General features: G+C 65.2%; 25 protein-coding genes and 1 tRNA gene. 8 read left to right on the top strand and 18 right to left on the bottom strand.

Annotated features, from left to right (window positions below):
- Positions 1–150: 150 nt before the first annotated feature.
- Positions 151–408, bottom strand: a complete 258-nt coding sequence (locus tag IEW19_RS23545) for a helix-turn-helix domain-containing protein (protein WP_229748467.1) — start codon at positions 406–408, stop codon at positions 151–153.
- A 43-nt stretch (positions 409–451) separates the two neighbouring features.
- Positions 452–931, bottom strand: coding sequence for a hypothetical protein (locus IEW19_RS13205; RefSeq protein WP_188572087.1), 480 nt, complete (start codon positions 929–931; stop codon positions 452–454).
- A 349-nt stretch (positions 932–1,280) separates the two neighbouring features.
- Between IEW19_RS13205 and IEW19_RS13200 the strand changes: the two genes are divergently transcribed.
- Entirely contained in the window at positions 1,281–1,427 is a 147-nt protein-coding gene (locus IEW19_RS13200) for a lmo0937 family membrane protein (RefSeq protein WP_188572086.1), read from the top strand.
- 73 nt (positions 1,428–1,500) lie between these two features.
- Here IEW19_RS13200 and IEW19_RS13195 read toward each other — a convergent pair whose 3' ends face one another.
- Positions 1,501–1,677 (bottom strand): hypothetical protein, encoded by a 177-nt coding sequence (locus tag IEW19_RS13195; RefSeq protein WP_188572085.1) that lies wholly within the window; start codon positions 1,675–1,677, stop codon positions 1,501–1,503.
- A gap of 203 nt (positions 1,678–1,880) precedes the next feature.
- Between IEW19_RS13195 and IEW19_RS13190 the strand changes: the two genes are divergently transcribed.
- Both IEW19_RS13190 and IEW19_RS13185 read left to right on the top strand, forming a co-directional pair.
- Positions 1,881–3,401 (top strand): CehA/McbA family metallohydrolase, encoded by a 1,521-nt coding sequence (locus IEW19_RS13190; protein WP_188572143.1) that lies wholly within the window; start codon positions 1,881–1,883, stop codon positions 3,399–3,401.
- A 205-nt stretch (positions 3,402–3,606) separates the two neighbouring features.
- Positions 3,607–3,918 carry a hypothetical protein gene (locus IEW19_RS13185; protein ID WP_188572084.1) on the top strand — a complete coding sequence of 104 codons (312 nt, stop codon included), beginning with the start codon at positions 3,607–3,609 and terminating at the stop codon, positions 3,916–3,918.
- A gap of 201 nt (positions 3,919–4,119) precedes the next feature.
- On the opposite strand, the gene IEW19_RS13180 is transcribed toward IEW19_RS13185, so the two are convergent.
- From IEW19_RS13180 to tmk, 13 genes are all read right to left on the bottom strand, one after another.
- On the bottom strand, positions 4,120–4,650 hold the full coding sequence (locus tag IEW19_RS13180) for a hypothetical protein (protein ID WP_188572149.1): 531 nt from the start codon (positions 4,648–4,650) through the stop codon (positions 4,120–4,122).
- The gene (locus IEW19_RS24235; RefSeq protein ID WP_444541731.1) at positions 4,545–6,221 is read right to left on the bottom strand and encodes a YncE family protein; all 1,677 of its coding nucleotides are present in this window, start codon (positions 6,219–6,221) and stop codon (positions 4,545–4,547) included. Before IEW19_RS24235 ends, IEW19_RS13180 begins: the two co-directional genes overlap by 106 nt.
- 938 nt (positions 6,222–7,159) lie before the next feature.
- Positions 7,160–7,657: a DUF1772 domain-containing protein gene (locus tag IEW19_RS13170; protein WP_188572082.1), complete on the bottom strand. Its 498-nt coding sequence runs from the start codon at positions 7,655–7,657 to the stop codon at positions 7,160–7,162.
- A 93-nt stretch (positions 7,658–7,750) separates the two neighbouring features.
- Positions 7,751–8,158: a nuclear transport factor 2 family protein gene (locus tag IEW19_RS13165; RefSeq protein WP_188572142.1), complete on the bottom strand. Its 408-nt coding sequence runs from the start codon at positions 8,156–8,158 to the stop codon at positions 7,751–7,753.
- A gap of 201 nt (positions 8,159–8,359) precedes the next feature.
- Positions 8,360–8,533, bottom strand: a complete 174-nt coding sequence (locus tag IEW19_RS13160) for a CsbD family protein (protein ID WP_188572081.1) — start codon at positions 8,531–8,533, stop codon at positions 8,360–8,362.
- Between the two features lie 111 nt (positions 8,534–8,644).
- Positions 8,645–8,884 carry a CPBP family intramembrane glutamic endopeptidase gene (locus tag IEW19_RS23535; RefSeq protein WP_229748465.1) on the bottom strand — a complete coding sequence of 80 codons (240 nt, stop codon included), beginning with the start codon at positions 8,882–8,884 and terminating at the stop codon, positions 8,645–8,647.
- A 339-nt stretch (positions 8,885–9,223) separates the two neighbouring features.
- Positions 9,224–9,727: a hypothetical protein gene (locus tag IEW19_RS13150; protein WP_188572079.1), complete on the bottom strand. Its 504-nt coding sequence runs from the start codon at positions 9,725–9,727 to the stop codon at positions 9,224–9,226.
- Between the two features lie 219 nt (positions 9,728–9,946).
- Positions 9,947–10,450, bottom strand: coding sequence for an SRPBCC family protein (locus IEW19_RS13145; protein WP_188572078.1), 504 nt, complete (start codon positions 10,448–10,450; stop codon positions 9,947–9,949).
- A 1-nt stretch (position 10,451) separates the two neighbouring features.
- The gene (locus IEW19_RS13140; protein ID WP_229748464.1) at positions 10,452–10,847 is read right to left on the bottom strand and encodes an ArsR/SmtB family transcription factor; all 396 of its coding nucleotides are present in this window, start codon (positions 10,845–10,847) and stop codon (positions 10,452–10,454) included.
- A 655-nt stretch (positions 10,848–11,502) separates the two neighbouring features.
- Positions 11,503–11,575: transfer RNA gene (locus IEW19_RS13135), tRNA-Thr, on the bottom strand.
- A gap of 103 nt (positions 11,576–11,678) precedes the next feature.
- Positions 11,679–13,247, bottom strand: coding sequence for an alpha/beta hydrolase (locus IEW19_RS13130; RefSeq protein WP_188572077.1), 1,569 nt, complete (start codon positions 13,245–13,247; stop codon positions 11,679–11,681).
- Positions 13,244–14,407 carry a DNA polymerase III subunit delta' gene (locus tag IEW19_RS13125; protein ID WP_188572076.1) on the bottom strand — a complete coding sequence of 388 codons (1,164 nt, stop codon included), beginning with the start codon at positions 14,405–14,407 and terminating at the stop codon, positions 13,244–13,246. Before IEW19_RS13125 ends, IEW19_RS13130 begins: the two co-directional genes overlap by 4 nt.
- Positions 14,404–15,117: a dTMP kinase gene (tmk, locus tag IEW19_RS13120; RefSeq protein ID WP_188572075.1), complete on the bottom strand. Its 714-nt coding sequence runs from the start codon at positions 15,115–15,117 to the stop codon at positions 14,404–14,406. The genes IEW19_RS13125 and tmk overlap by 4 nt, the downstream gene beginning before the upstream one ends.
- 135 nt (positions 15,118–15,252) lie before the next feature.
- Here tmk and IEW19_RS13115 point away from each other — a divergent pair, with 135 nt between their 5' ends.
- Together IEW19_RS13115 and IEW19_RS13110 are read left to right on the top strand one after the other, a co-directional pair.
- Positions 15,253–16,443, top strand: coding sequence for a trans-sulfuration enzyme family protein (locus IEW19_RS13115; RefSeq protein WP_188572074.1), 1,191 nt, complete (start codon positions 15,253–15,255; stop codon positions 16,441–16,443).
- Between the two features lie 9 nt (positions 16,444–16,452).
- A complete protein-coding gene (locus IEW19_RS13110; protein WP_188572073.1) occupies positions 16,453–16,806 on the top strand; it encodes a DUF2516 family protein in 354 nt (117 codons plus the stop codon).
- Here IEW19_RS13110 and IEW19_RS13105 read toward each other — a convergent pair.
- A complete protein-coding gene (locus IEW19_RS13105) occupies positions 16,791–17,654 on the bottom strand; it encodes a class I SAM-dependent methyltransferase (RefSeq protein ID WP_188572072.1) in 864 nt (287 codons plus the stop codon). The genes IEW19_RS13110 and IEW19_RS13105 overlap by 16 nt on opposite strands.
- A gap of 90 nt (positions 17,655–17,744) precedes the next feature.
- On the opposite strand from IEW19_RS13105, the gene IEW19_RS13100 reads away from it, so the two are divergent.
- Positions 17,745–18,491, top strand: coding sequence for a phosphoglyceromutase (locus IEW19_RS13100; protein WP_188572071.1), 747 nt, complete (start codon positions 17,745–17,747; stop codon positions 18,489–18,491).
- 210 nt (positions 18,492–18,701) lie between these two features.
- On the opposite strand, the gene phoU is transcribed toward IEW19_RS13100, so the two are convergent.
- Positions 18,702–19,364 carry a phosphate signaling complex protein PhoU gene (phoU, locus tag IEW19_RS13095; protein ID WP_188572070.1) on the bottom strand — a complete coding sequence of 221 codons (663 nt, stop codon included), beginning with the start codon at positions 19,362–19,364 and terminating at the stop codon, positions 18,702–18,704.
- 205 nt (positions 19,365–19,569) lie between these two features.
- Between phoU and IEW19_RS13090 the strand changes: the two genes are divergently transcribed.
- Together IEW19_RS13090 and IEW19_RS13085 are read left to right on the top strand one after the other, a co-directional pair.
- Positions 19,570–20,817 carry a sensor histidine kinase gene (locus IEW19_RS13090; protein WP_188572140.1) on the top strand — a complete coding sequence of 416 codons (1,248 nt, stop codon included), beginning with the start codon at positions 19,570–19,572 and terminating at the stop codon, positions 20,815–20,817.
- The gene (locus IEW19_RS13085) at positions 20,814–21,494 is read left to right on the top strand and encodes a response regulator (RefSeq protein WP_188572069.1); all 681 of its coding nucleotides are present in this window, start codon (positions 20,814–20,816) and stop codon (positions 21,492–21,494) included. The genes IEW19_RS13090 and IEW19_RS13085 overlap by 4 nt, the downstream gene beginning before the upstream one ends.
- Positions 21,495–21,586: the final 92 nt, after the last annotated feature.

Genomic DNA, 21,586 nt, shown 5'->3' with positions numbered 1-21,586 from the left:
CGCTGAGGGTTGCCCGGCCCGAGCCGTAGAGGATGCTTCCGGTTATGCGGCCGGCGCTGCAGCCTTCTGTACGAGTGTCTGGACCATCTCCTGGACCTGGGCGCCGTAACCGGAGAGGCGGTGGTCTTGATCTTGAAGGCGTCCGCGATCCTATCCGTGGGGGCGGCGTCCTTGAGTGTCGTGATGTCGGCCTGCAGCGCGGCCCAGGCTGTCTTGGCAGTCCAGGCGTCCGCGCCGGGTGCCGGAAGCCGCGAGGCGTTCGACGGAATTGCGGTCGATCAGCAGGACCCGCTCCGCCCTGCCGGTGCTCGACAGCCGGCCTGAGCGAAGCAAATCGCGAACGGACGCCCTGGTGATGCCCAGGGCGTCAACCGCCTCGGCCACGGTGAGGTCTCGCACAGCGTCCATGCACTAAAACCCTACATTCGTGGGGAATTGACGCAACGAGCGATCAGAGCCGTGTGCGCGGGACCTCGAAGTTGACCGTGACGGTGGGCTTCCCGAGCCAGATGTCGCCGCGGTCCTGGAAGTCGAAGCGGTGCTCGTCCTTACGGGACGGCAGGGAAAAGTACGCCTGGGTTCCGTCGGAGCGGCCGCCGTCCGGGATGCCCGAGATCGTCCACACCTGCACGCCTTCCGGGTACTCCATCGCGGGAGCCCAGCCCAGGGCGGACAGGGCTTCAATGATGCGTTTTGCCGGAGAACGGCCTGGACCTTGGAGGTCGGGGGAGAGGATGTCTTTCCTGGACATGCGGTTCATGTCGTCCAAGGCGCGGTTGTAGTCCGCGATTGCCTCGTCGACCGCTGCTTCGGCGGATGCATCACTTTGCGATGGCGGAGTGGCCGCATCACGGATGGCGGCGGTGTCCACGGCGTAGGCGCCCTGTTCCCAGCCCCGGATCTCGGCCCAGTATTTGCCGCCGGCCAGCATGTAGTCCCCGACATTGGCACGGAAGTCACCCTCGACGCGGAGGTGATCTTCTTCTTCCCCTCGTCGATCCCGGCGCCGTTGTCATCGTGCTCGATGTAGCCGACCCGGCGAGCGTGCCGATCGGCAGGGCATCCCACTGCTCTTCGGTCTCGATGTATCGCAGTTCAGTCATGGGCCGTATGTGTGCGGAAACGACTTTTCCCCTGCCCGGGTGCGCTCAGACACACCGGGCACCCGCACGATTCAGCGTTTGTCCTGTTGAGGAGCCTGTTCGTGCCGTAGCATGAGCGCATCATACGAAGAGCGGGCGGGTCAGCACTTCCAACCGCGGACGAACGAGGAGATACCAATGTTGCTTTGGATAGCCATCATTATCGCCGTTCTCTGGCTGCTCGGGCTGCTGGCCAATATCGGCGGCGGTCTCATTCACATCCTTCTGGTCGTGGCGGTGATCGTCCTGATCATCCACTTCGTCCAAGGCCGGTCGCGCGTCTGACCAGTCCGCCTCAAAAGTAAAGCCCGCGTCGAGTGACGCGGGCTTTACTTTTTTGGCCGTGACCTCCGAGGACTCAGGCGAATGGGTCCTCGTCGTCCGGGAGGGTGAACCGGCGCCGGCGCGGCTTGGGTGCCGGCTCGGCGAACGGGGCGAAGATGGACACGGAGCGGCCCGCCTCCAGCACGGTGTCGCAGAGGATGGTACTGGCGCCGACGCAACCCGGCAGCCGTTCGCATTCGGCTGCATCCATAGTAAGCATGCTTAGGACTGCGTGCGCATCTCCGAGTAGGCAACGGAGGGTTGCAGGCCTTATCTGCACATGCCAGGACGCTCTCAAATTGATGATCGCCGTTGGGGTTACGTTCATCGCCGCGTCGCTTGCGGTTAAGTCCGCATGGTGAGACTCGATCGGTGACTTCACCATGCAAGGCCCACGAGGCCGAAAGTGTTTCCATGTCCCCTTCCCGCCGGGGTTTCCTGGCCGCCGCGCTGGCCGGTGCTGCCGTGACGTTGGCGCCGATGTCCTTCGCGGCCGCGGATACGGGCACCAGCAAGACCCAGACGATCACCGGGCATCTGGACCCCGGGGCAGCTGACTTCGTATACCTGCCGGTCCAGGTGCCTGCCGGTGTCAATAAGATCAGCGTCTCCTACAGTTACAGCAAGCCCAGCGTCACTCCCGGGCTGCTCTCCAACTCCTGCGACATCGGTGTCTTCGATGAAAAGGGCACCGACCTTGCCGGCAAGGGCTTCCGTGGCTGGTCCGGTGGTTTCCGGACCGAGTTCTTCATCAGCGCCGCCGAGGCCACACCCGGCTACCTCCCCGGTCCCGTCGGCAAAGGCACCTGGAACATCGCGCTGGGCCCCTACCAGGTGGCCGAGCAGGGTATGGACTACACCGTCAACGTGACCCTCGAGTACGGTCCCGACGGCAAGCCGTTCGAGCCGCAGTACCCGCCGAAGCAGGTGAAGGGCAAGGGGGCCGGCTGGTACCGGGGCGACGCCCACCTGCACACCATCTACTCCGACGGCAAGCGGACCCCGGCCGAGGTTGCTGCCGGCGCCCGAGCGGCGAAGCTTGACTTCATGATCAGCACGGACCACAACACCCCGGCATCCCACGGTGTGTGGGGGCCGCTGGCCGGGGATGACCTGCTCATCCTCACCGGGGAGGAGGTCACTACCCGCAATGGCCACTACCTGGCCCTGGGCATTGAGCCGGGAGACTGGATCGACTGGCGCTACCGGGCCCGTGAGAAAGGCTTCGAACAAGAGGCGCAGCACATTCACGCCTCCGGTGGGCTTGTCGTGCCGGCGCACCCCTACTGCCCGTATGTCGCGTGCCGCTGGAAATTCGGGTACGACGACGCCGACGCCGTCGAGGTCTGGACCGGGCCGTGGACCGCTGACGATGAATACGCGATCAACACCTGGGATTCCATGCTCGCCCATTCCGTGCGGGCCGGCGGGCGGTGGGTGCCGGCGATGGGCAACAGCGATGCGCACAGTGCACCCCAGGTCATAGGCTTGCCCCACAACGTCGTCAACGCTGCAGCGCTGTCCCACGACGCTGTGCTGGAGGGCATCCGCAGCGGGCGCAGCTGGATCGCCGAATCCGCCAGCATCTCACTCGACGTCACCGCCTCTGCGGGAGGCCGCAAAGCCGGCGTCGGGGAGCATCTGGACGTCGCCCCTGACGCGCCGGTCACAGTCAGCGTGGAAGTCGCCGGCGTTCCGAACGGCGTCCTTCGCATCATCACCGACGAAGGCCAGACCCAGCAGGTCACCCTCCCGGCCTCCGGGCAGGGTAGCCATAAGTGGATCACAACAGCCCAACTCGCCGCCTATGTGCGCGTCGAAGTCCGCCACCCGATGGCGGACGGCACGCCTAGCAACGGCAACAACATGGGCACCACCCTGCTGCTCGGCCCGATGGCAGCCCTCACCAACCCTATCTTCCTCGGCAAAAGCTAGCAGCCAGGCTGATACCAGCCCCGGGCCGGCGACCCTTAGCCAGCCCGGGGCTTTGGCTTTTAGGTGCCGGCGTCGGCGAGGGAGTCACATACTCGACCTTGACGCGCCTTTCTCATAGCATGTCTGAAGGCCTGATGCAGACGGGCTTGAGGAACGCAGCCGTCTGTATTTCATCGCGGGGCTGCCAAGGCTGAATGCAGGCGTCATGGCATCTGGGGAATGTACTGACACCCACAGGGTTGGGGACATTGGGCAGCAGGTGGAAGAGTCGACCCCGCGTGTCACCATCGCCTGGGTCGGGCCCGGTATCCTGCGACTGGTTCTCCAGCCTCAGGCACAAATCAACCAAGCCGACGGGGCCTGGACCAGTACCCAAGTGCTGGCCCACACCAGGGGCAGCCCCGTTGCCGTTCTCCTTGAGATTACAAACGTTGAGTCGGTCAGCAGGGAAGCCGTCGCGTTCTACAGCGAGGCGTCGACGGTCGCAGCGTTCGCCTTCTCGGCCGCTCCCCGGTAGACAGGATCATCGCCCACAGCCTCCGCGGACTCGCGTGGCCCGGCTGCCCCGTCCAGTATTTCGAGGACGAGCAGGAAGCACTGACCTGGCTTGCGCAGTAGTGCTAAGCATGGACCGATACGGTACGCCCGGCCTCCCATGGGTGGGAAGCCGGGCGTACCTTACTCAGGATGGCTGAGTCGGGCGGTGTGGGGTATTTGTTTAGCCGTCGGTGTCGGTTGCGGAGGCCTTCGCGGGTGCTTGGGCGGTTCCTGCGTTGACTTCGTCGGGGGTGAGGATCTTGTCTTCACCGGGGTAGGGCTGGGTGAAGTTGTGGGCGGCGTACCAGTCGGCGTGGTTCAGTCGGGCGGGGTTGGCGCGGTCCGGGCCTTTCCAGTCCTGCTTCTTGGACCAGTCGGCCCAGGCCTGGGCGGCGGGCTGCGCGGCGGCCGGGGCTGCTGCTGCGGGGGATCCGTTCAGCGTGTCCAGCGGGATCTGGTTGGGCTGGGCGGTGTAGGGGGTGGTGTCGGCCTTGTCGGTGAACGCGTCGAACATAGGCTGGGCGGCGAGGTCCATCTGGGTCATCGGGGGCAGCGCGAGGATCTGTTCAATGGTCCGGACGATGTTCAGCTGCGTGTAGTAGTTGTTCACAACGGCGCCCTTCTTGGCGAATGGGCTCCACACCATGGCCGGCTGGCGGTGACCGTCGACGTGGTCAACGCCGGCCTGGCTGTCATCTTCCATGACGAACACGGCGGAGTCCTTGCCGTATTTGGAGTGGGAGATACCGTCAATGATGCGGCCGACGGCGAGGTCGTTGTCGGCAACCATGGCTNCTGGTCCGGGACCTGGAGCTGGAACCCGGGGAACTGCGGGTGCAGGATCTTGGACAGGGACGGCACGTCCGTGGAGGCGTGGTACTGGTCAGCGGGGATGGCGGCGGGCTGCCCGGCTTCCTGGGCTTTGGTGTTCTGGTACCACTGGGTCCAGGTGTGGTTATCGCCGTCGCCGGCGTTATCGGTCCAGTTGTTGGTGTATTCACCCCAGTCCTTGGCGCTGACGCCGTGGGCCGCGGCGTTGTCCCAGAGGAACCCGGTGCTGCTGTAGGCCATGGCGTCGCCGCCGTTGTAGGGGTAGCTGCGGTCGTAGTTGCCGATCGAGCGGGTGAGGTATTCGTCCACCGTGGCCTGGGTCAGCCACTGGTGCCCGTCGGCGGACATGGTCCCGGAGGAGTAGGTGTTATCCAGCAGCGGACCGGCGGCCGAAGTCAGTGCATGGTGGTTCGGCGTCGTCTTGCCGCCGAACTCGGCCAGGGCCGGGTCGCCGTTGCCGCGGCTGTCATCGCCCAGGACCTGGTCGTAGGTGCGGTTCTCCTTCACGATCATGAACACGTGCTTGATCTCCGAAGAATCCCCGTCACGGCGCGGGATCGCGACCGGGGCTTTGCCCTGGGACGGGTCCTTCTTCAAATCGGCCAGAGCTTCGGTCCACTGGTTGTTCGCCCAGACCTGTTTGGTCATCTCCGGCAACTGCTCCGGGGTCGGGGTCGGAACGGTGCTGACCAGGCCAAGGTCCGAATACACCGTGTGGCCGCCGTTGGCTCCGGGGGCGCCGAGGGAGCCTTCGCCCTTCTGCGCGGCGACGACGAGCTGTCCCAGCGCCTTGTCGTACTGGACAGTGCCGGGGTACCAGCCGGTGGGGATCAGGCCCTGGAAGGTCGCCGGTGTCTGCTGGTCCTTGAATTCATACACGGCCACCGCGTTGGCCTGACCGAGGCTGACGGCCAGGTGGGTGTCATCGAGCATGGTCAACGAGTTCGGGGAACTGCTGGCCGGTGCGCCCGGAAGGGGGTTGACGTTGATGGTCTGCCCGACCTTGCCGGTCTTGGCGTCCAGGACCGAAACGGTGTCGGAGTTGGAGTTGGCAACAAAGATGTTGTCGCCGTGGACCAACAGCGCCGAGGGGGCAAGGCCGGTCTCGTAGCTGCGGACGACGGTGCCGGTGGCCAGATCGACCTCGGAGACTGACCCGGTGGAAGGGGAGCCGTTCTCATCGTTGGTGACGATTTTCGTCCCGTAGGAGTCGTTGGTTTTGTCCCCGGGCTGGGCCGGCCTGCCGCCCTGGTTCGCCACAAAAGCGTGGCCGTCCTCGACCACCACGTCACGGGGTGCGTTGCCCACCGGGATCTGCCGGATCACAGCGCCGGACTCTGCGTCCAGGACCGCGAGGGTGTTGGAGCCATTGAAGGTCGCCAGGATCTGCTTGCCGTCCGGGGAGTAGGCCAGCCCGGCCGGAATAGGATCGTTGCCGTTCGCTCCGGGCATCGGAACCGTGACCGGGGTGGCGAGGGTGCCGTCGGTGTTGACAGCGAATTTCTGCAGGTTGCCAGGCTGGGCGGCCCACAGGGTCTTCCCGTCCGGGGAGTAGAGCAGGCCACCGTAGGAGGAGCCCCATCCCTGGGAGGGGTTCAGCTGCTGGAGGACCTTGTGGTTGACCAGGTCGGTGACCGTGAACTGGCCGGAGCCGTCCCAGGTCTCATTCACGGCAGTCTTGCCGTCCGGGGCGACGGCCATGGTCATCGGCCGGCCGCTCTGTTCAGTGGCGGTACCGGCCGGGGTGATCTTCTGATTGGTGGCGGTCAGGACCGACCCGTCGGCCTGGCGGCCGATCAGAGCGTTGCCCCAGCCGCCCTGCGTGGCCGCGTAGGCGGCGCCTCCGGCCATGACGACGGCCAATGCCGCTGCCGGTACCGCGACGCTCTTGCGCATACGCATGTTCTTAACAGTTTTCTTACCCATGGGTTTTTCTCTTCCCTCAACCAAGAAATGGCGCGAGTGGTACATGCACACTCGTGTGGACGCCGGGGTGTTCCCCGACGGCATGAGGAATCAGATTGGTCCGAAATCTGGACGCTCCCCCCGGATGCTCCCAGCCTTATGGTCAGACCTTACAGTGGCGTAAGCAGCCGGTGAACGCCGGCGAAACCAGTGGGGCCAATTGGGCTTATGAGGAAGATGTCGTTTCCAGCGGCCTTGAGCCGCGGGCGCCTGGCCCCTCGTCGATTCCCTGGGAGTTCAGCCAGTGCCCGAGGGTGCGCCAGGGAAAGAATTACCATGCACGAGAGCGGTCAGGACCAGAAGGCGTCCGCCAAGGCGGAGTCCTCCGCCATGGGGCTGCGTCTGCGTCGTGCCGGCGGGGCCAGGGCAGCCGTGGCGCCTCCTCATTCTGGCTGCCCGATACTGTGCTGCGTTGTTCTTCCGGGTTAGCGGCTCCGGAGCCTGATGGTCCTGGCGTGATGGATGGCGGCCAAGGAAACAGCACTGGCAGCGAGCCTGACGGCGTGCATCCTGTACCACTGCGCCAGCAGCGGGCGGCGCTGGTCCTCACTGAGGGGCTGCGGGCTGAAGAACAGTTTCGGGTTCAGGAACCGGAGCACGTACGCGGTAACAGCAGCGCCCACCGCCGAACTGGCGGCCGCCGCGATCAGGGAGGCCCTGGTGCCAGGCCGGTTCCAGCCTGCTACAAGGGCACCCAAGGCGGCTGGGGCGTTGAGCGGGGCTATCGGGACGTAATAGCGGCCCGGGCTGCCTGCCCCGAAAGGGGTCCGGGGCAGTTCCTGGCTTGCCTCCGATGCGGCTACCCGATGGGGGATTTTGACGAGGGCCTCGTAGACGTTCCCAAAGAACCAGTGCGCGTGGGTGAACTCCGCAACATCCAGGAGTCGGTCGGCAAGAGTTTCACGACGAACGACGGAGGTCATTCTTATGCACAAAATCTACGCCCACCCGGTTTCAGGCGGTGGAGCATTCCGGACTTGCATGCTTAGGATCTGGCTGGCAACTCCGGAACCGGCCTAGACCCAGAGGTCGTCGAATTTTGCCGTGTCCTCGAAGTACTCCCGCCCTTCGGCGATTTTCCCGTCGCGGATGACGAAGGTGATTACGGTGCCCACGTCGATAGTCTTCTCGCCGCGTGTTGCCTGGGTCTGCTGGATCGCTACCGTGCAGTTATCCCCGCCAACGACGTCCTTGAGGCTGGCTCTGAAGTGGCCCTGGGTGCGTGCCCCCAACTCACCGAAAAACGCCAGAATGGCGTCTCGGCCCTGTTTGGTCCCCGACAGCACACCGCTTCCCGCTGCGTACCAGACCGCGTCCTCCGCGAACATCTCGCTGAGGCTCGTCATGTCCCCGGCGAAGGCCTCATACCCGCGCCGGACCAAGTCAACATTTTCTGTGGTTCCCGTGATCGGACTCCTCTCCATCATCCTTGTTGGGTCGTGCTGGGACGGCTTAAAGGTATTCCTGGCCCGGGAGCCTGTCCACCAGTTTTGCGGCACCCGGCTGCGGCGGCTTCGAGGAGCAGGACCGCAGCGAGCATCGCGTAGCGGATCCGCGCCAGTTCGTTCCGGAGGCACGAAAAAGGCGCGCCCCGTTCGCTGAGCGCGCCCTTCCCGTAATACCTGTCAGTGCTTGAAGGCGTCCTTGACCTTTTCGCCGGCCTGCTTCAAGTCACCCTTGGCCTGATCTGCCTGGCCTTCGGCCCGCAGGCTCTCATCGCCTGTTGCGGCGCCGGCCGTCTCCTTGGCCTTGCCGCCTGCCTTCTCGGCAGCGTTGTCAATCTTGTCGCCCAGTCCCATGGTGTTTCCTCCTCTGGTTTCGGCAGCCGTTCGCATTCGGCTGCACCCATAGTAAGCATGCTTGGCATTGGGTTGGCAAGTCGTTCGCTGGGTTCCTGGAAGACGGCAGTGTCATGTTCTGGGGCACGATGAAGCCCAGGTTGCCTTGACGTGTGTGGCCGCCGGCTGGCGGAGGCCTGCGAAGGCGTAAAAGTGGAGGCCTCCGAACACGAGCCCGCTGATGAGGACGTGGAGGGCCGGTGACCGGCCTGCGGCCGCTAGCCGGTCCATCAGGACGCCTCGGAATAGGGTCTCCTCGAAGAACCCGGCGATCAGCGCTGCCAGGACCGCGACGAGCTTGAGCGGGGACACGTGACCAGGGCCGCCAGCCCCATGAACATAAACACGCGTGCGAGACGCCGAGCTTTGATCGAGACCAACCACGCCTGCGCCGCGGCGTGCTCCGGAAGACCGGGCCAGGTTCGTCCCACACCCGCGCGGCGTTCCGTCCTGCTGTGGATACGCGCCATTCCTGTCCCCCAAGTGCCGTCCTGTGCCCATCCGGGCCGTCCCCAGCGATACTTCGTCAATGATGTCTTAACGAGGAGCGCATCGCGGGGATCGAGGTGTCCAAAGGCTTTCATTTCTGCTGTCCGGTAGGCATGAGTCGGTAGGGTGGGGAGGCCGCCTCTTACCGCCGAAATCACGGGGTTAGCGGTTCCTGAGCCTGTTTGTGCGGGCTTGGTGTATGGCGGTCAGGGCCACGGCGCTGGCCGTGAGCCTGAATGCGTGGACCCGGTACCACCTGGTCAGCAACGGTCTGCGTTCGTTCTCGCTGAGGGGGTGGGGGCTGAAGAACAGCTTCGGGTTCAGAAACCGGAGCACATAGGCGGTAGCAGCGGCACCCGCGGCTGAACTGGCGGCGGCCACGATCAGGGAGGCCCTGGTTGCGGGTCGGTTCCAGCCGGCGATGAGCGCACCGATGGCCGCGGGTGCGTTGAGCGGCGCGAGAGGCACGTAATAGCGGCCCGGGCTGCCTGCCCCGAAAGGGGAACGCGGAAGCTCACTGCTCGGCTCTGCTCCTGCCACGCGGTCGGGAACCTTGACCTGAACCTCATAGAGGTTGCCGAAGAACCAGTGCGCATGGGTTAATTCAGCGACACCGAGGAGTCGCTCAGCCAAAACGTCGCGGGGAACGTGGGAGGTCTGTCTCATGCCGACAATCCACGCCTCCTGGCAGCGGCCGGGCCCGAACACGAGAACCAAGGGCCCTCCACGAGGCGCGAAAGGGTCAGTGAGCCCTGAGGAACCCGCCTAGAGCCCACTGACCGCGCCGATGACCGGACCGCGAAGGGCATTAATCATTGGGGAATCTCGGCGCTCTTTGGTCGCACATACCAGGCGACTCTTTCGCCCCGAAGTTTGCGAAGCGGACTATTCGGGCGCCGTCCGCATCTGGGGGCGTGCGGACTCCGCGGAGTGATTGAATGCCTGAAGCACCGCCGGCCATCCGTTCGGGACGGAAACAGAGTTGCGCATCTGCTCGCCGCCGTCGCCGTGCCGTTCGAAGTGGCGGTGTTCGAGTTCGACGATCGTGCCCTGCCCCTGGGGGCGGAACCGGATCTCGACCTCACTGGCGCGGTCGGGGTTGGGCTCAGGCTCGAAGCGGGCGGTGAAGGCCCAGGAGAGCACCAATCGGTGCGGGGGCTCCCAGGCCAGGACACGTCCCCAGTCGCATTCGTCGCCCTCGGCGTCCCGCTCATACCACCGGCCCCCGACTACAGGTTCGACGATGGCCTCTACGAACGGGCGGGCCGCGATCTGATGACCGTGGGGCCACCATGTGCCCAAGCGGGCCGTGAACAGTTCGAATGCCTGCTCGGGCGCGAGCCCGACTACAACCGAATCCCGCACGGGCTCGAGGATCTGTGTTTCCATCTCAACTCTCCTTGCGCTCTGGTGTTTGCTTCATTTTCTTCATGGAAACGACCTGCCCGCCCTCTTCGGCGGCCGGTAACCGCTGGTCACGTGGTCCGGGATCGGCAGCATCTTTGAAGCCGGCCAGCGCGGAGCGCCACAGCATCTCTGCATACTCGCGCAGCATCTGTGCACCTTCCGGGGCCAACGTGTAGATCTGCTTGGTCCCGTCCCGGCGTGAGGTGACCAGGGCGGCGTCTCGCAGCACGCGCAGGTGCTGAGAGGCCGCCGGCCGGGTGACCGGAAGGCCTCGGGCAAGTTCGCCGGCGGAGGCCGGGCCCTGGGCGAGCCTTTCCAGCATGTTCCGGCGGTTTGGGTCAGCCAGCGCCGAAAGGACAGACGAAGTGTTAGTTTCCACGAACGTAAGTTACCACGAACGCAAACTTTGCGGTACCCCCTTTTTGCTGCCGGAATGCCAGACGAAGGTGAGCCGGCGAGCCGAGGAGGAGGCACCGCAGGGGTGTCGGTGAAGGGGTCGACGAGACTGCACCAAGCGCGTAGGGATGTCGTCCTCAGAGTCGGGACGTCCTCCCTGACCCGGATCCAGAACCGTGCCGGTAATCCAATTTGGCAGATCTCGAGCATGAGCAGATCCAGATCTTCTCCGTCGCGACGCGGCTGGGACGGGGCTACGGACTGGAAGTCTCCTGCCGGCACGGTTGCTGCGGGCAGGCGCGTGATTCTGCGTTCGTCGAGAAGCGGGACCAGATAGACACTTCCCGTTGCCGTTGTGATCTCGAACCGTCCTCGGTCACCGTCAGTGAAATGCCTCATGTCTGGACCTTACTGAGGTGCTCTGACACCGAGTGGCCGGACGGTAGCCGTTGCTCCCATCGAGATGTGCAGGGGGCCATGAGAAGGGGCTGATCCGAAGCGGGACTAGAATCTCATCACTCACGAGTGCTGTTCTAAGGAGCGAGAAAGTGTGCCCCACCCACTGGAGGGCTTTACCGCTTAACCAGCGAAAAACCCCGGAAACCCCTAAAACAAGGGGCTGTCCGGGGTTTATCCCGAGCTTCCTATCAGAATCGAACTGATGACCTTTTCATTACGAGTGAAACGCTCTACCGACTGAGCTAAGGAAGCACCGCACGAAAACCCGGAAGAACCGGGCGCTTCATGCAAGAGTCAACTGTAATAGAGTCCCCTCGCCCCGGTCAAAATGGGGTGGGCGGAAGCCGCTGGGCCGTCAGCACACCGTGTTGTCGGCTGGAAGCTTGCCACTCACCAGGTAGTTGTCCACCGAATCCTCAAGGCAGCTGTTGGCCCGGCCATACGCGGTATGGCCTTCACCCCGCCAGGTCAGCAGTGAAGCGTTTCCCAGCTGCTTGCGCAGTGATGCTGCCCAGTCAACGGGAGTTGCGGGGTCCCCTGTGGTGCCAACGACCACGATGGGGGAGTCCCCGCTGTATTCCACCGGCGCCGGCGTGCGGACGTTCTTGTAGGGCCAGTCCGCGCAGGTAGTCCCGCCGTAGGCAAAGAAGTAGCCAAGGGTGGGTGAATCCTGTTCCAGCCGCTTCTCCTCCGCGCGCATGCCTGCAGGGTCCGAAACCATGGGGTAGTCCAGGCAGTTGATCGCGTTGAAGGCGAACGTCGAGTTGGATGTGTACGAGCCGTCGGACGCACGGTCCGCCCCGAGGTCGGCAAGCCGGAGCATCAGGCTCACGTCTCCGGACACGGCGGCCTCCAGCGCCTGGGTGAGGGCCGGCCAGCTTTGGTCGTTGTAAAGCGGGGTAATCAGGCCGCTGACGAACATCGTTCCATTGACCAAGCGTCCATCCTTGGCGGTGCGGGGGGTCTGCTGCACGGCGTCGATCAGGTCACGGATCTGCTGCACTCCCGCGTCGACTCCGCCGCTCAGCGGACACTTGCCCTGCTTCTGGCAGCTGGCCACGTAGGTGTGGAGCGCTTTTTCGAAGGCTCGGGCCTGGCCGCTGGTCAGCTCTTCATTGCTGATTGACGGGTCAAGGGCGCCATCGAGGACCATACGGCCCACATTGTCCGGGAACAGCGAGGCGTACGTGGACCCCAGGAAAGTGCCGTAGGAGTACCCCAGGTAGTTCAGCTTGGTGTCATTCACCACGGCGCGGAGGACGTCCAGGTCCTTCGCGGCGCTGACGGTGTCGATGTGGGCCAGGGCCGGGCCGGTTTGTGCCGCGCACTGGTCGGCAATGGCCTTGTTGTCAGCCAGCGCGGAAGCGAGTCCGGCATCGGTTTCGAGGGCGTAGATCTTGGCCCGGGCAGCGTCGCGTTCGGCATCAGTCATGCACTTGACGGGAGCGGAGCGCTTCACGCCACGCGGATCGAAACCGACAAGGTCGTAGGCGTTGCGGACAGCAGTTGAAAAATGGGTTCCGGCAGCGTCTTTTACGAAGTCATAGCCGGAGGCGCCGGGGCCGCCCGGGTTGACCAGCAGGCTGCCGGTTTTCTTGCCTGTGCTGGGCGCCCGAAGTGCGGCAAGCTCGATCGTGTCGCCACCAGGATTCGCGTAATCCATGGGCACAGTCACTTTGGCGCACTGGAATTCCCCTTCGCAGGGCTGCCAAACGATTTCCTGGGAGTAGAACTTCTCCAGCCCGGCAGGAGCGGACGCCACGATCGAGGGATCGGCCTTCGCCGTGGCCGCCTCCGGTGGGTTCTTGTCACCGCCGTTGAGGAGACTGCACGAGGCCAGGACCATGGCCAGGACCATGGCGCCCGCGGCACGGACGGCGACCGCCAGGGGCCTCTGGCGTGCGGGCAGGGGGCGGGCAGTCATCGGGTCTCCTTGGAGGGCTGGATCAGGCTGGCTGCCATGGACTCGATGGTCAGCAGCGGGGCAACGTTGGTGGTGGTAATGCGTTCGCGGGCTTTGTTGATGGCGTCCATCTGGGCCAGCGTGGTTTCCGGAGTGGAGCGGGCGGCGAACTCCTCCAGCTCGCTCCTCAGCTCAACGTTAACCAGTTCCACGGCGTTCCCAAGCTGGATGATGAGTACGTCCCGGTAGAAGGACAGCAGATCGGTGAGGGTCCGGTCCAGGGAGTCCGTGATGGATCTCTTGGCCCGCCGTTTCTGGTCGTCTTCGAGCTGTTTCAGCTGGCTGCGCATGGCCGGGGGGAGGGTTCCTGATTCCGGTGCCCCCAATGTCGCCAAGAGGGTGGCCTTCTCAGCGGCGTCGCGTTCCTCGTTGGAACTGTTGGCCTCAGCGGTGGCGATCCTGACCAGCTTGTCCGCCATCATGACCGCGGCTGTTACGCCACGCAGCCCAAGTGGAAAGCGAACCGTTTCCAGGCGGCGTTCCCGTGCCGCGGGATCCCTTGCCAGCCGGCGGGCGATTCCCACGTGGCTTTGCGCTGCACGGGCGGCCTGTTCCGCAAGGGCAGGGTCGACGCCGTCTCGCCGGACCAGCAGGGATGCAACGTCGGAGGCGGGCGGCAAACGCAAGGCAACGCTGCGGCACCGTGAACGGATAGTGACCAGGACGTCGGCCGGCGACGGCGCACACAGCATCCACACGGTCCGCGGCGTGGGTTCTTCGATGGCCTTGAGCAGCACGTTCGTGGTCCGTTCGGCCATGCGGTCGGCGTCCTCCACCACAATGATCCGCCAACGCCCTGACGATGGCCGGTTTCCCGCCGTAGCCACCAGTTCCCGGGCCTCGTCGATAGTGATGGTGACCTTTTCGGTGCGCACGAACGTCACGTCTGAATGGGTTTCGCCCAGAATCGTGTGGCACGCCTGGCACTGTCCGCAGCCACGCAGCCCCACGTCGTCCTGGTCGCAGTTCAAGGCGGCCGCGAACGCCTTGGCAGCATTGGAGCGGCCGGACCCCGGCGGCCCCGTGAACAGCCACGCGTGCGTCAGCGCTTCGCCGCTTGCGGCCTGGCGCAGCTGTTCGACGACGGCGGGCTGGCCTTGGAGATCACCCCAGACGGTCATGAGCCAGCGCCGTCCGTGGCGGCCCCCGGCACTGCCGGTTGCGGCTCAGCACGCTGCGTTTCCGCTGCAATGGAAACATCAAGCAGGGTGCCAACCCGGGCAAGGATCTGCGCCGCCAGTTCATCAACCGGCAGTTTGGCCGGGAGAACCAGGTAGGAGGCGGGGCGGCTCGCTGCCAGGTCCAGGAAAGCAGCACGGATCCGGTCATGGAACTCGTCGGCTTCTGATTCCATGCGGTCTTCGGCCGCCTGCCCCACAGTCCGTCGGCGGCGCCCCAGCTGGGGGTCAACGTCCAGGAGGACAGTGAGGTGCGGCCGGAGTCCGGAGGTGGCCCACTCATTGAGGGAACGCACCACGTCCTGGCCGAGGCTGCGGCCGGCACCTTGGTAGGCCACGGAGGAGTCGATGTAGCGGTCGGTGAGCACGATCTCGCCGCGGCCAAGTGCGGGGCGGATGACTTGGGTGGCGTGGGCGGCGCGGGAAGCCGCAAAAATGAGGGCCTCAGTGTGGGCATCGATTTCGCCGTTGCCGTGATCCAGCACCAGTGAGCGCAGTTTCTCGCCGATGGGGGTGCCGCCGGGTTCCCGGGTACGCAGCACGGTGTAGCCCCGCGACTCCAGTGCCGCCGCAAGCCGGGCCGCCTGGGTGGACTTGCCGGCACCATCGCCACCTTCGAATGCGATGAATACGCCAGCCCTCTGTTTCTTCACTTCTCAAGCCTACCGAGGCATGCTGACATTTCCCGACCCGCAGCTGCATTGCAGGCAGCTGTCCGGTAAACGGCAGCCGTCCACAAAACGACACCGCTTTCCGGCGGATCCGGCAGGAACAGTACGCTTTTCACCATGAGTCTTTCCGAGCATCAGGCCGCTACCCTGTCACCCGAGACCGTGGTGGTGGCGGCAGGGCGTCCGCCACGGGAACGGGACCAGCCGGTCAACCCTCCCATTACCCTTTCCTCCACCTACTTCGGCACCGGCCCACTCGGTGACGGCGACCGGGGCTACGGCCGCTACTCCAACCCCACCTGGGATCCCTTCGAGGAGGCGCTCGGGCAGCTTGAAGGAGCGGCGCTGCCCGGCCTGCTGTACGCGTCGGGGCTGGCTGCGGTCAGTTCGGCGCTGTCCCTGATCCCTGCCGGCGGAGTGCTGGTCATGCCCAACCACAGCTACTCCGGCTCTTTGGTGATGGCTTCAGAACTCGCCCAAAAGGGATTCATCGAACTCCGGACCGTGGACATTGCCGATACCGCTGCGGTCAAGGAAGCCCTCGCCCCGAAAGGTGCCTCGGCGAAAGCCGCGGCCATGTTGTGGCTGGAAAGCCCCACCAACCCCATGCTCGGAATCGCGGACATGACCGCCGTCGCGGAGGCCGCGCATGCCGCCGGCGCCATCGTCGTCACTGACAACACCTTCTCCACACCCCTGGTGCAGCAGCCCCTCCTGCTCGGATCCGACGTCGTCCTTCACTCGGTCACGAAGTACCTTTCCGGGCACTCCGACGTCGTCCTCGGCGCGCTGGTCACGTCAAACCCGGAAATCCGCTCCGCGTTGCTCCACCACCGCATCATCCACGGCGCCATCGCCGGTCCATTTGAGGCGTGGCTCGCGCTGCGGGGCCTGAGGACCCTCGCGCTGCGCGTGGAGCGGTCCCAGGAGTCGTCCATGGTCCTGGCGGAACGTCTCGCCGAGCACCCTGCCATTGAATCCATCCGGTTCCCCGGGCTGGACACCGACCCCGGCCATACCCGCGCCAAAGCACAAATGAAGGGGTTTGGTTCCATCATCTGCATCCAGGTGGCGCCCTCGTCCGGCCTCAGCGGCGCGGACGCGGCGGACAAGCTGGTGCAGGCCCTGGACCTTTGGCTGCCGGCCACGTCCCTGGGCGGTGTCGAGTCCCTGATTGAGCGCCGGCGCCGGCATTCAGCCGAACCCGCCAGCGTCCCGGAGAACCTGGTGCGGCTCAGCGTCGGGGTGGAAAGCGTTGAGGACCTCTGGGCCGACCTGAAGCAGGCGCTGGACTCGCTGGACGGCTAGGCTGGGCTTGTGGACGGTCGAATAATCATTGCGTATGTGGAGCAGGCGGTGTTCTTCATCCTCGGCTTGGTGGCCCTGGGGCTGGAACTCTGGGCGTTGGTGGACTGTGCCCGGCACCGGCCCAACGCTTTCGAGGCCACCGGCAAGCGGACCAAGACGTTCTGGCTCGCCGTGACTGGCGGTTCGGCACTGGTGGGCGTGATTTCCCTGCTTGGCGCCGGCGGAGGGCTCTTCGGCACCTTTGGCCTCTTCGGGCTCGTTGCGGTCGTGGCCGCCTCCGTCTACCTGGCCGATGTCCGTCCCGCCGTGAAGGACGCCGGCCGCGGCGGCAGCCGCAACATGGGCCCCTACGGCCCCTGGTGATCCCGGGGCAGCGGTGAAACTGCGTCCCAGTCCACCGTCAGCTCACCCAGCCGCCACCTGCCCGGTCCGTCCTGGACCGGCCACCCGGCGGCCCGAAGGCCGCGGCACATGCCCACCCAGCGCTGCCTCTTGCCGAACGAGGCAAGCGGCGCGCTCTCCAGCCATGCCCTGTCCATCGCCTGCATGAAGGCGTGCACCGGTTCGCCGGGGACGTTGCGGTGGATCAGGGCTTTGGGAAGCCGCTCGGCCACGTCCGAGGGCAGCTCGAAGCTGCCGAACCGGAGCGAGATGCTGAGGGACAGCGGGCGTTCCCGGTCGAGCGCCACCCATGTCACGCGCCGCCCGATTTCGTCGCACGTTCCGTCGACGAACAGGCCTCCGCGAGGCAGCCGGTCCTGCACTACCCGCCAGATCCCTGGAACATCGGCCTCCTCGTACTGCCGCAGAACGTTGAAGGCACGGACCAGGACAGGGCGCCCGGGAACGGGCAGCTCGAAGCCGCCCACGTGGAAAGTCAGCCCGGGCCGCTGCAGCGGAAGCGCCGTCCGGACCCGCTCCGGCTCGATCTCGATCCCGCAGACTTGCACGTCCGGCCGGATGACGGCGAGCCTTCCATAAAGTTCGACGGCGGTGGCAGGCGTTGCGCCGTAGCCCAGGTCAACGACGAGTGGGTCCGTCGCGGAGCGCAGGCGCCAGGCCTGCGGTCCCGTCAGCCAGCGGTCCACCCGGCGCATCCGGTTGGGGTTGGTGGTGCCGCGGGTCACGTTGCCCACCGGCCGCCCCTGCCTGGCGCTGGATGCCCTGCCGGAGAGTTGCGGGGCGTTCACCCGTTCAGCCTTCTGGACCACCGCCCAACTGTATCCCTCCGGGACGCTGTCCTGCCGCCGGGCGTTGTAACGCTGGGCGGGCGGCAACACTGCTCGGCTAGGATGAAAATCATGACCTACAAGCTGATTCTGCTGCGCCACGGCCACAGCGAATGGAACGCAAAGAACCTGTTCACCGGCTGGGTGGACGTTGACCTGAACGACCAGGGCCGCGCGGAAGCAGCGCGGGGCGGTGAGCTGCTGGTGGAGAACAACATCCTCCCGGACGTGCTTTACACCTCCTTGCTGAAGCGGGCCATCAACACGGCCAACATTGCACTGGACAAGGCGGACCGCGGATGGATCCCGGTCAAGCGCGACTGGCGCCTGAACGAACGCCACTACGGCGCACTGCAGGGCAAGGACAAGGCCCAGACCCTGGCCGAATACGGCGAAGGGCAGTTCATGGAGTGGCGCCGCTCCTACGACACCCCGCCGCCGCCCCTGGATGACAGCTCCGAGTTCTCCCAGGCCCACGACCCCCGCTACGCAGACCTGGGCGACGCCCTCCCGCGCACCGAGTGCCTGAAGGATGTCCTGGTGCGGCTCCTGCCCTACTGGGAATCCGACATCAAGGAAGACCTCAAGTCCGGCAAGACCGTCCTGGTCACCGCACACGGCAACTCGCTCCGCGCGCTGGTCAAGCACCTGGACGGCATCAGTGACGAAGCCATTGCCGGCCTGAACATCCCCACCGGAATCCCGCTGGTGTACGAGCTTGACGAGGACTTCCAGCCGGTCAAGTCCGGTGGAACCTACCTGGACCCCCAGGCCGCCGAGGAAGCAATCCTTGCAGTAGCCAACCAGGGCAAGAAGTAGGACTTCGCGGTTCTTCGCCGGGTGCTCGGTCGTTCGCCCCAACGTCGCCCTAGCCTCGCAAGCTCGGCCAGGGAACCCTGACGTAGTGGGCCCACCCTTAGACGCACTCCGGCCGAAGAACGCGCTGCGTCAGAGGTTAAGCGACGACGGCGGCCGGCCACCTAAGGTGGCCAGCCGCCGTCGTCCATTCCCAGGAATTTTCCTGGCGGGCTAGCTGTGTTCCGTGGCGTTCGGCTGCCATGCGCCGGTGACCAGGTAGGTCACCTTCTGGGCGACGGAAACGCCGTGGTCGGCGAAGCGCTCGAAGTAGCGGCTGGCGAGGGCCACGTCCACGGTGGTGGCGGGGGACTCAGACCACTCGGGAGCCGCGATGGCCTTGAAGACGCTCAAGTGGAGGTCGTTAATGACTGTGTTGGCCTTGAGGATGTCCCTGGCCACCTCCAGGTCCCGGCTCTCCAGCAGGACGGTCAGCTTGTCGGCGATCTCCTGGTCGAGTTCGGCCATCCGGGTAAAGGTCTCCGTCATGCCCCCGGGAATCACCACGGAGGGGTACCGAAGACGGGCCAGCTGGGCGATGTGGCGGGCGAGGTCGCCCATGCGCTCAAGGGAGGCGCTCATCCGGAGGGAGCCCACGATCATGCGCAGGTCGCTGGCGACCGGACCCTGCAGCGCCAGGATGTCGATGGCCCGTTCATCGAGGCTGTTCTGCAGGAAGTCGATGCGTGCATCCGCCGCGATGACGTCCTGGGCGAGGTCCACGTCCGCTATCTGGAATGAAGTAGTGGCCTTGTCTATCGCTTCGCTGACGAGCCGGGAAATCTCCACCAGCTGCTCACCGACCTGGGTGAGCTCTTCCTGAAAAACCTTACGCACGTAGGCGTCCTTTCCTTGGAACTCCCGCCGGCCGTTCCAGGGCAGCAGGAATCATGTCGCCGTTGGGCACTCTAACCGCCAACTCTGTCATCGCGCGGTAAACGATTATGCCCACACAGATGAACGTTAGCTGAACCGTCCGCGGAATGGACCGGAAGGCTGCAGGCGGCTCCAGGCAAGAGCATAAAGTGGAGTTGTGGATCCTATGCTCATTGGTCTGGTTGCCGGCCTCATCGGCCTGGCGCTCGGCACGTTTGGCGTGCTTGCCTACCGGGTCAGTGAAAAGCAGCGCGAGCTGCTGGACGTCGATGCCGGGGAACTTGCCCTGCCGGCCGGCGCAGCGGAGGTGCTTGCCGTCGTCGGACGTGCCTTCGTGGTGCTGGACGACGTGGACGGCGTGGTCCGGGCCAACCCCGCAGCCTACGCTTATGGGCTGGTCCGCGGGCACACCGTGGTGCACAAGGAACTCCTGGACATGACGGCAGGAGTCCGGCGGGACGGCGTCATCCTGGAAAAGCAGCTCGAGCTCCCGCGCGGGCCCCTGGGGCAGGGGACCATTATCGTCCAGGTCCGGGCAGCCATGCTGGGTGAGGAATACATCCTGCTCCTCGCCGATGACCGGACCGAGATCACCAGGACCGAAGAGATCCGCAACGACTTCGTCGCCAACGTATCGCACGAACTGAAAACTCCCGTGGGCGCGATCTCCCTGCTGGCCGAGGCGCTGGAATCTTCGGCAGACGACGAAGAAGCCGTCCGCCGTTTCGCCAAACGCATGCACAAGGAATCGGCCCGCCTGGCCGCCCTGGTCCAGGACATCATCGAACTTTCCCGCCTGCAGGGTGCCAGCGTGACGCAGCAGGGCGGCCCCGTGGATATCAACGCCGTCATCGCCGAGGCCGTGGACCGGTCCCAGCTTCCAGCGGAAAGCAAGAACATCAGCATCGTGGTGGGCGGCCGCACCGACGGGAAAGTGTTCGGGGACCAGGACCTCCTGGTCACGGCGCTGCGGAACCTCATCGACAACGCCATCCGCTATTCACCGGCCAACACCCGCGTTGGGATCGGCGTACGGTCCAGGGACGGCCTGGTTTCGATTTCCGTGACCGACCAGGGTGATGGGCTCACGCCCGAGGACCAGGAACGCGTCTTCGAACGCTTTTACCGGGTTGACGCGGCCCGTTCACGCCAAACAGGCGGCACCGGGCTGGGCCTGAGCATCGTCAAACATGTGGCATCCAACCATGGGGGTGAAGTGACGCTGTGGTCCCAGCCCGGGCAAGGATCCACCTTCACCCTCCGGCTGCCCGAGATGGAAGGACAGGACAGCGACGCCGAACCCCTCGCCTCCGAAGCACCGGCAGCGGCGCCGGCACGGGGGACGCCTGGGCAGCCCACTCTCACCCAAGTACACCGCGCCGCCGGCGCAACAGAACGAGGAGCTAGCGCTTGAGCAGGATTCTGATTGTTGAGGACGAGGAGTCGTTCAGTGATCCCTTGTCCTATTTGCTGGGCAAAGAAGGGTTCGAGGTTGAGGTGGTGGACAACGGCCTTGACGCCATCACCGAATTCGACCGCAACGGCGCCGACTTGGTGTTGCTGGACCTGCAGCTTCCCGGGCTGTCCGGCACCGAGGTGTGCCGCCAGCTCCGCCAGCGCTCAAGCGTCCCGGTGATCATGCTGACCGCCAAGGACGCGGAAATCGACAAAGTGGTGGGCCTGGAACTCGGCGCCGACGACTACGTCACCAAGCCCTACTCTTCCCGCGAACTCGTGGCGCGCGTCAGGGCAGTACTGCGGCGCCAGGGCGAGCCGGAGGAGCTGATCTCCGCCACGGTCCAGGCCGGCCCGGTCCGCATGGACATCGAACGCCACGTGGTGAGCGTTGACGGCGAGCAGGTCCTACTTCCCTTGAAGGAGTTCGAGCTCCTGGAGATGCTGCTGCGCAACTCGGGCAGGGTCCTTACCCGCGGCCAGCTGATCGACAGGGTCTGGGGCTCCGACTATGTCGGTGACACCAAGACCCTGGATGTGCACGTGAAGCGCCTGCGCGGCAAGATCGAACCGGATCCCTCTGCGCCGCGCTACCTTGTGACGGTCCGCGGCCTCGGGTACAAGTTCGAGCCGTAAGGCGGCAGCGGAAAACACCGCAAAAAAGGGAGGAGCCGCATGGCTCCTCCCTTTTTGGGTTGGTCCTCCCTTTTTGGGTTGGTCCTCCCTTT

Source organism: Arthrobacter liuii (assembly GCF_014639275.1).
In the GTDB taxonomy this organism is placed as follows: domain Bacteria; phylum Actinomycetota; class Actinomycetes; order Actinomycetales; family Micrococcaceae; genus Arthrobacter; species Arthrobacter liuii.
Note: the sequence above shows the minus strand (reverse complement) of the source record. Positions and strands in the feature narration are given on the sequence as shown.

Excerpts from the sequence above, each read along its gene's own strand:
- IEW19_RS23545 (WP_229748467.1), bottom strand. The coding sequence starts at position 408 with ATGGACGCTGTGCGAGACCTCACCGTGGCCGAGGCGGTTGACGCCCTG.
- IEW19_RS13205 (WP_188572087.1), bottom strand. The coding sequence starts at position 931 with ATGCTGGCCGGCGGCAAATACTGGGCCGAGATCCGGGGCTGGGAACAG.
- IEW19_RS13200 (WP_188572086.1), top strand. The coding sequence starts at position 1,281 with ATGTTGCTTTGGATAGCCATCATTATCGCCGTTCTCTGGCTGCTCGGG.
- IEW19_RS13195 (WP_188572085.1), bottom strand. The coding sequence starts at position 1,677 with ATGGATGCAGCCGAATGCGAACGGCTGCCGGGTTGCGTCGGCGCCAGT.
- IEW19_RS13190 (WP_188572143.1), top strand. The coding sequence starts at position 1,881 with ATGTCCCCTTCCCGCCGGGGTTTCCTGGCCGCCGCGCTGGCCGGTGCT.
- IEW19_RS13185 (WP_188572084.1), top strand. The coding sequence starts at position 3,607 with ATGGCATCTGGGGAATGTACTGACACCCACAGGGTTGGGGACATTGGG.
- IEW19_RS13170 (WP_188572082.1), bottom strand. The coding sequence starts at position 7,657 with ATGACCTCCGTCGTTCGTCGTGAAACTCTTGCCGACCGACTCCTGGAT.
- IEW19_RS13165 (WP_188572142.1), bottom strand. The coding sequence starts at position 8,158 with ATGGAGAGGAGTCCGATCACGGGAACCACAGAAAATGTTGACTTGGTC.
- IEW19_RS13160 (WP_188572081.1), bottom strand. The coding sequence starts at position 8,533 with ATGGGACTGGGCGACAAGATTGACAACGCTGCCGAGAAGGCAGGCGGC.
- IEW19_RS13150 (WP_188572079.1), bottom strand. The coding sequence starts at position 9,727 with ATGAGACAGACCTCCCACGTTCCCCGCGACGTTTTGGCTGAGCGACTC.
- IEW19_RS13145 (WP_188572078.1), bottom strand. The coding sequence starts at position 10,450 with ATGGAAACACAGATCCTCGAGCCCGTGCGGGATTCGGTTGTAGTCGGG.
- IEW19_RS13130 (WP_188572077.1), bottom strand. The coding sequence starts at position 13,247 with ATGACTGCCCGCCCCCTGCCCGCACGCCAGAGGCCCCTGGCGGTCGCC.
- IEW19_RS13125 (WP_188572076.1), bottom strand. The coding sequence starts at position 14,407 with ATGACCGTCTGGGGTGATCTCCAAGGCCAGCCCGCCGTCGTCGAACAG.
- IEW19_RS13115 (WP_188572074.1), top strand. The coding sequence starts at position 15,253 with ATGAGTCTTTCCGAGCATCAGGCCGCTACCCTGTCACCCGAGACCGTG.
- IEW19_RS13100 (WP_188572071.1), top strand. The coding sequence starts at position 17,745 with ATGACCTACAAGCTGATTCTGCTGCGCCACGGCCACAGCGAATGGAAC.
- IEW19_RS13090 (WP_188572140.1), top strand. The coding sequence starts at position 19,570 with ATGCTCATTGGTCTGGTTGCCGGCCTCATCGGCCTGGCGCTCGGCACG.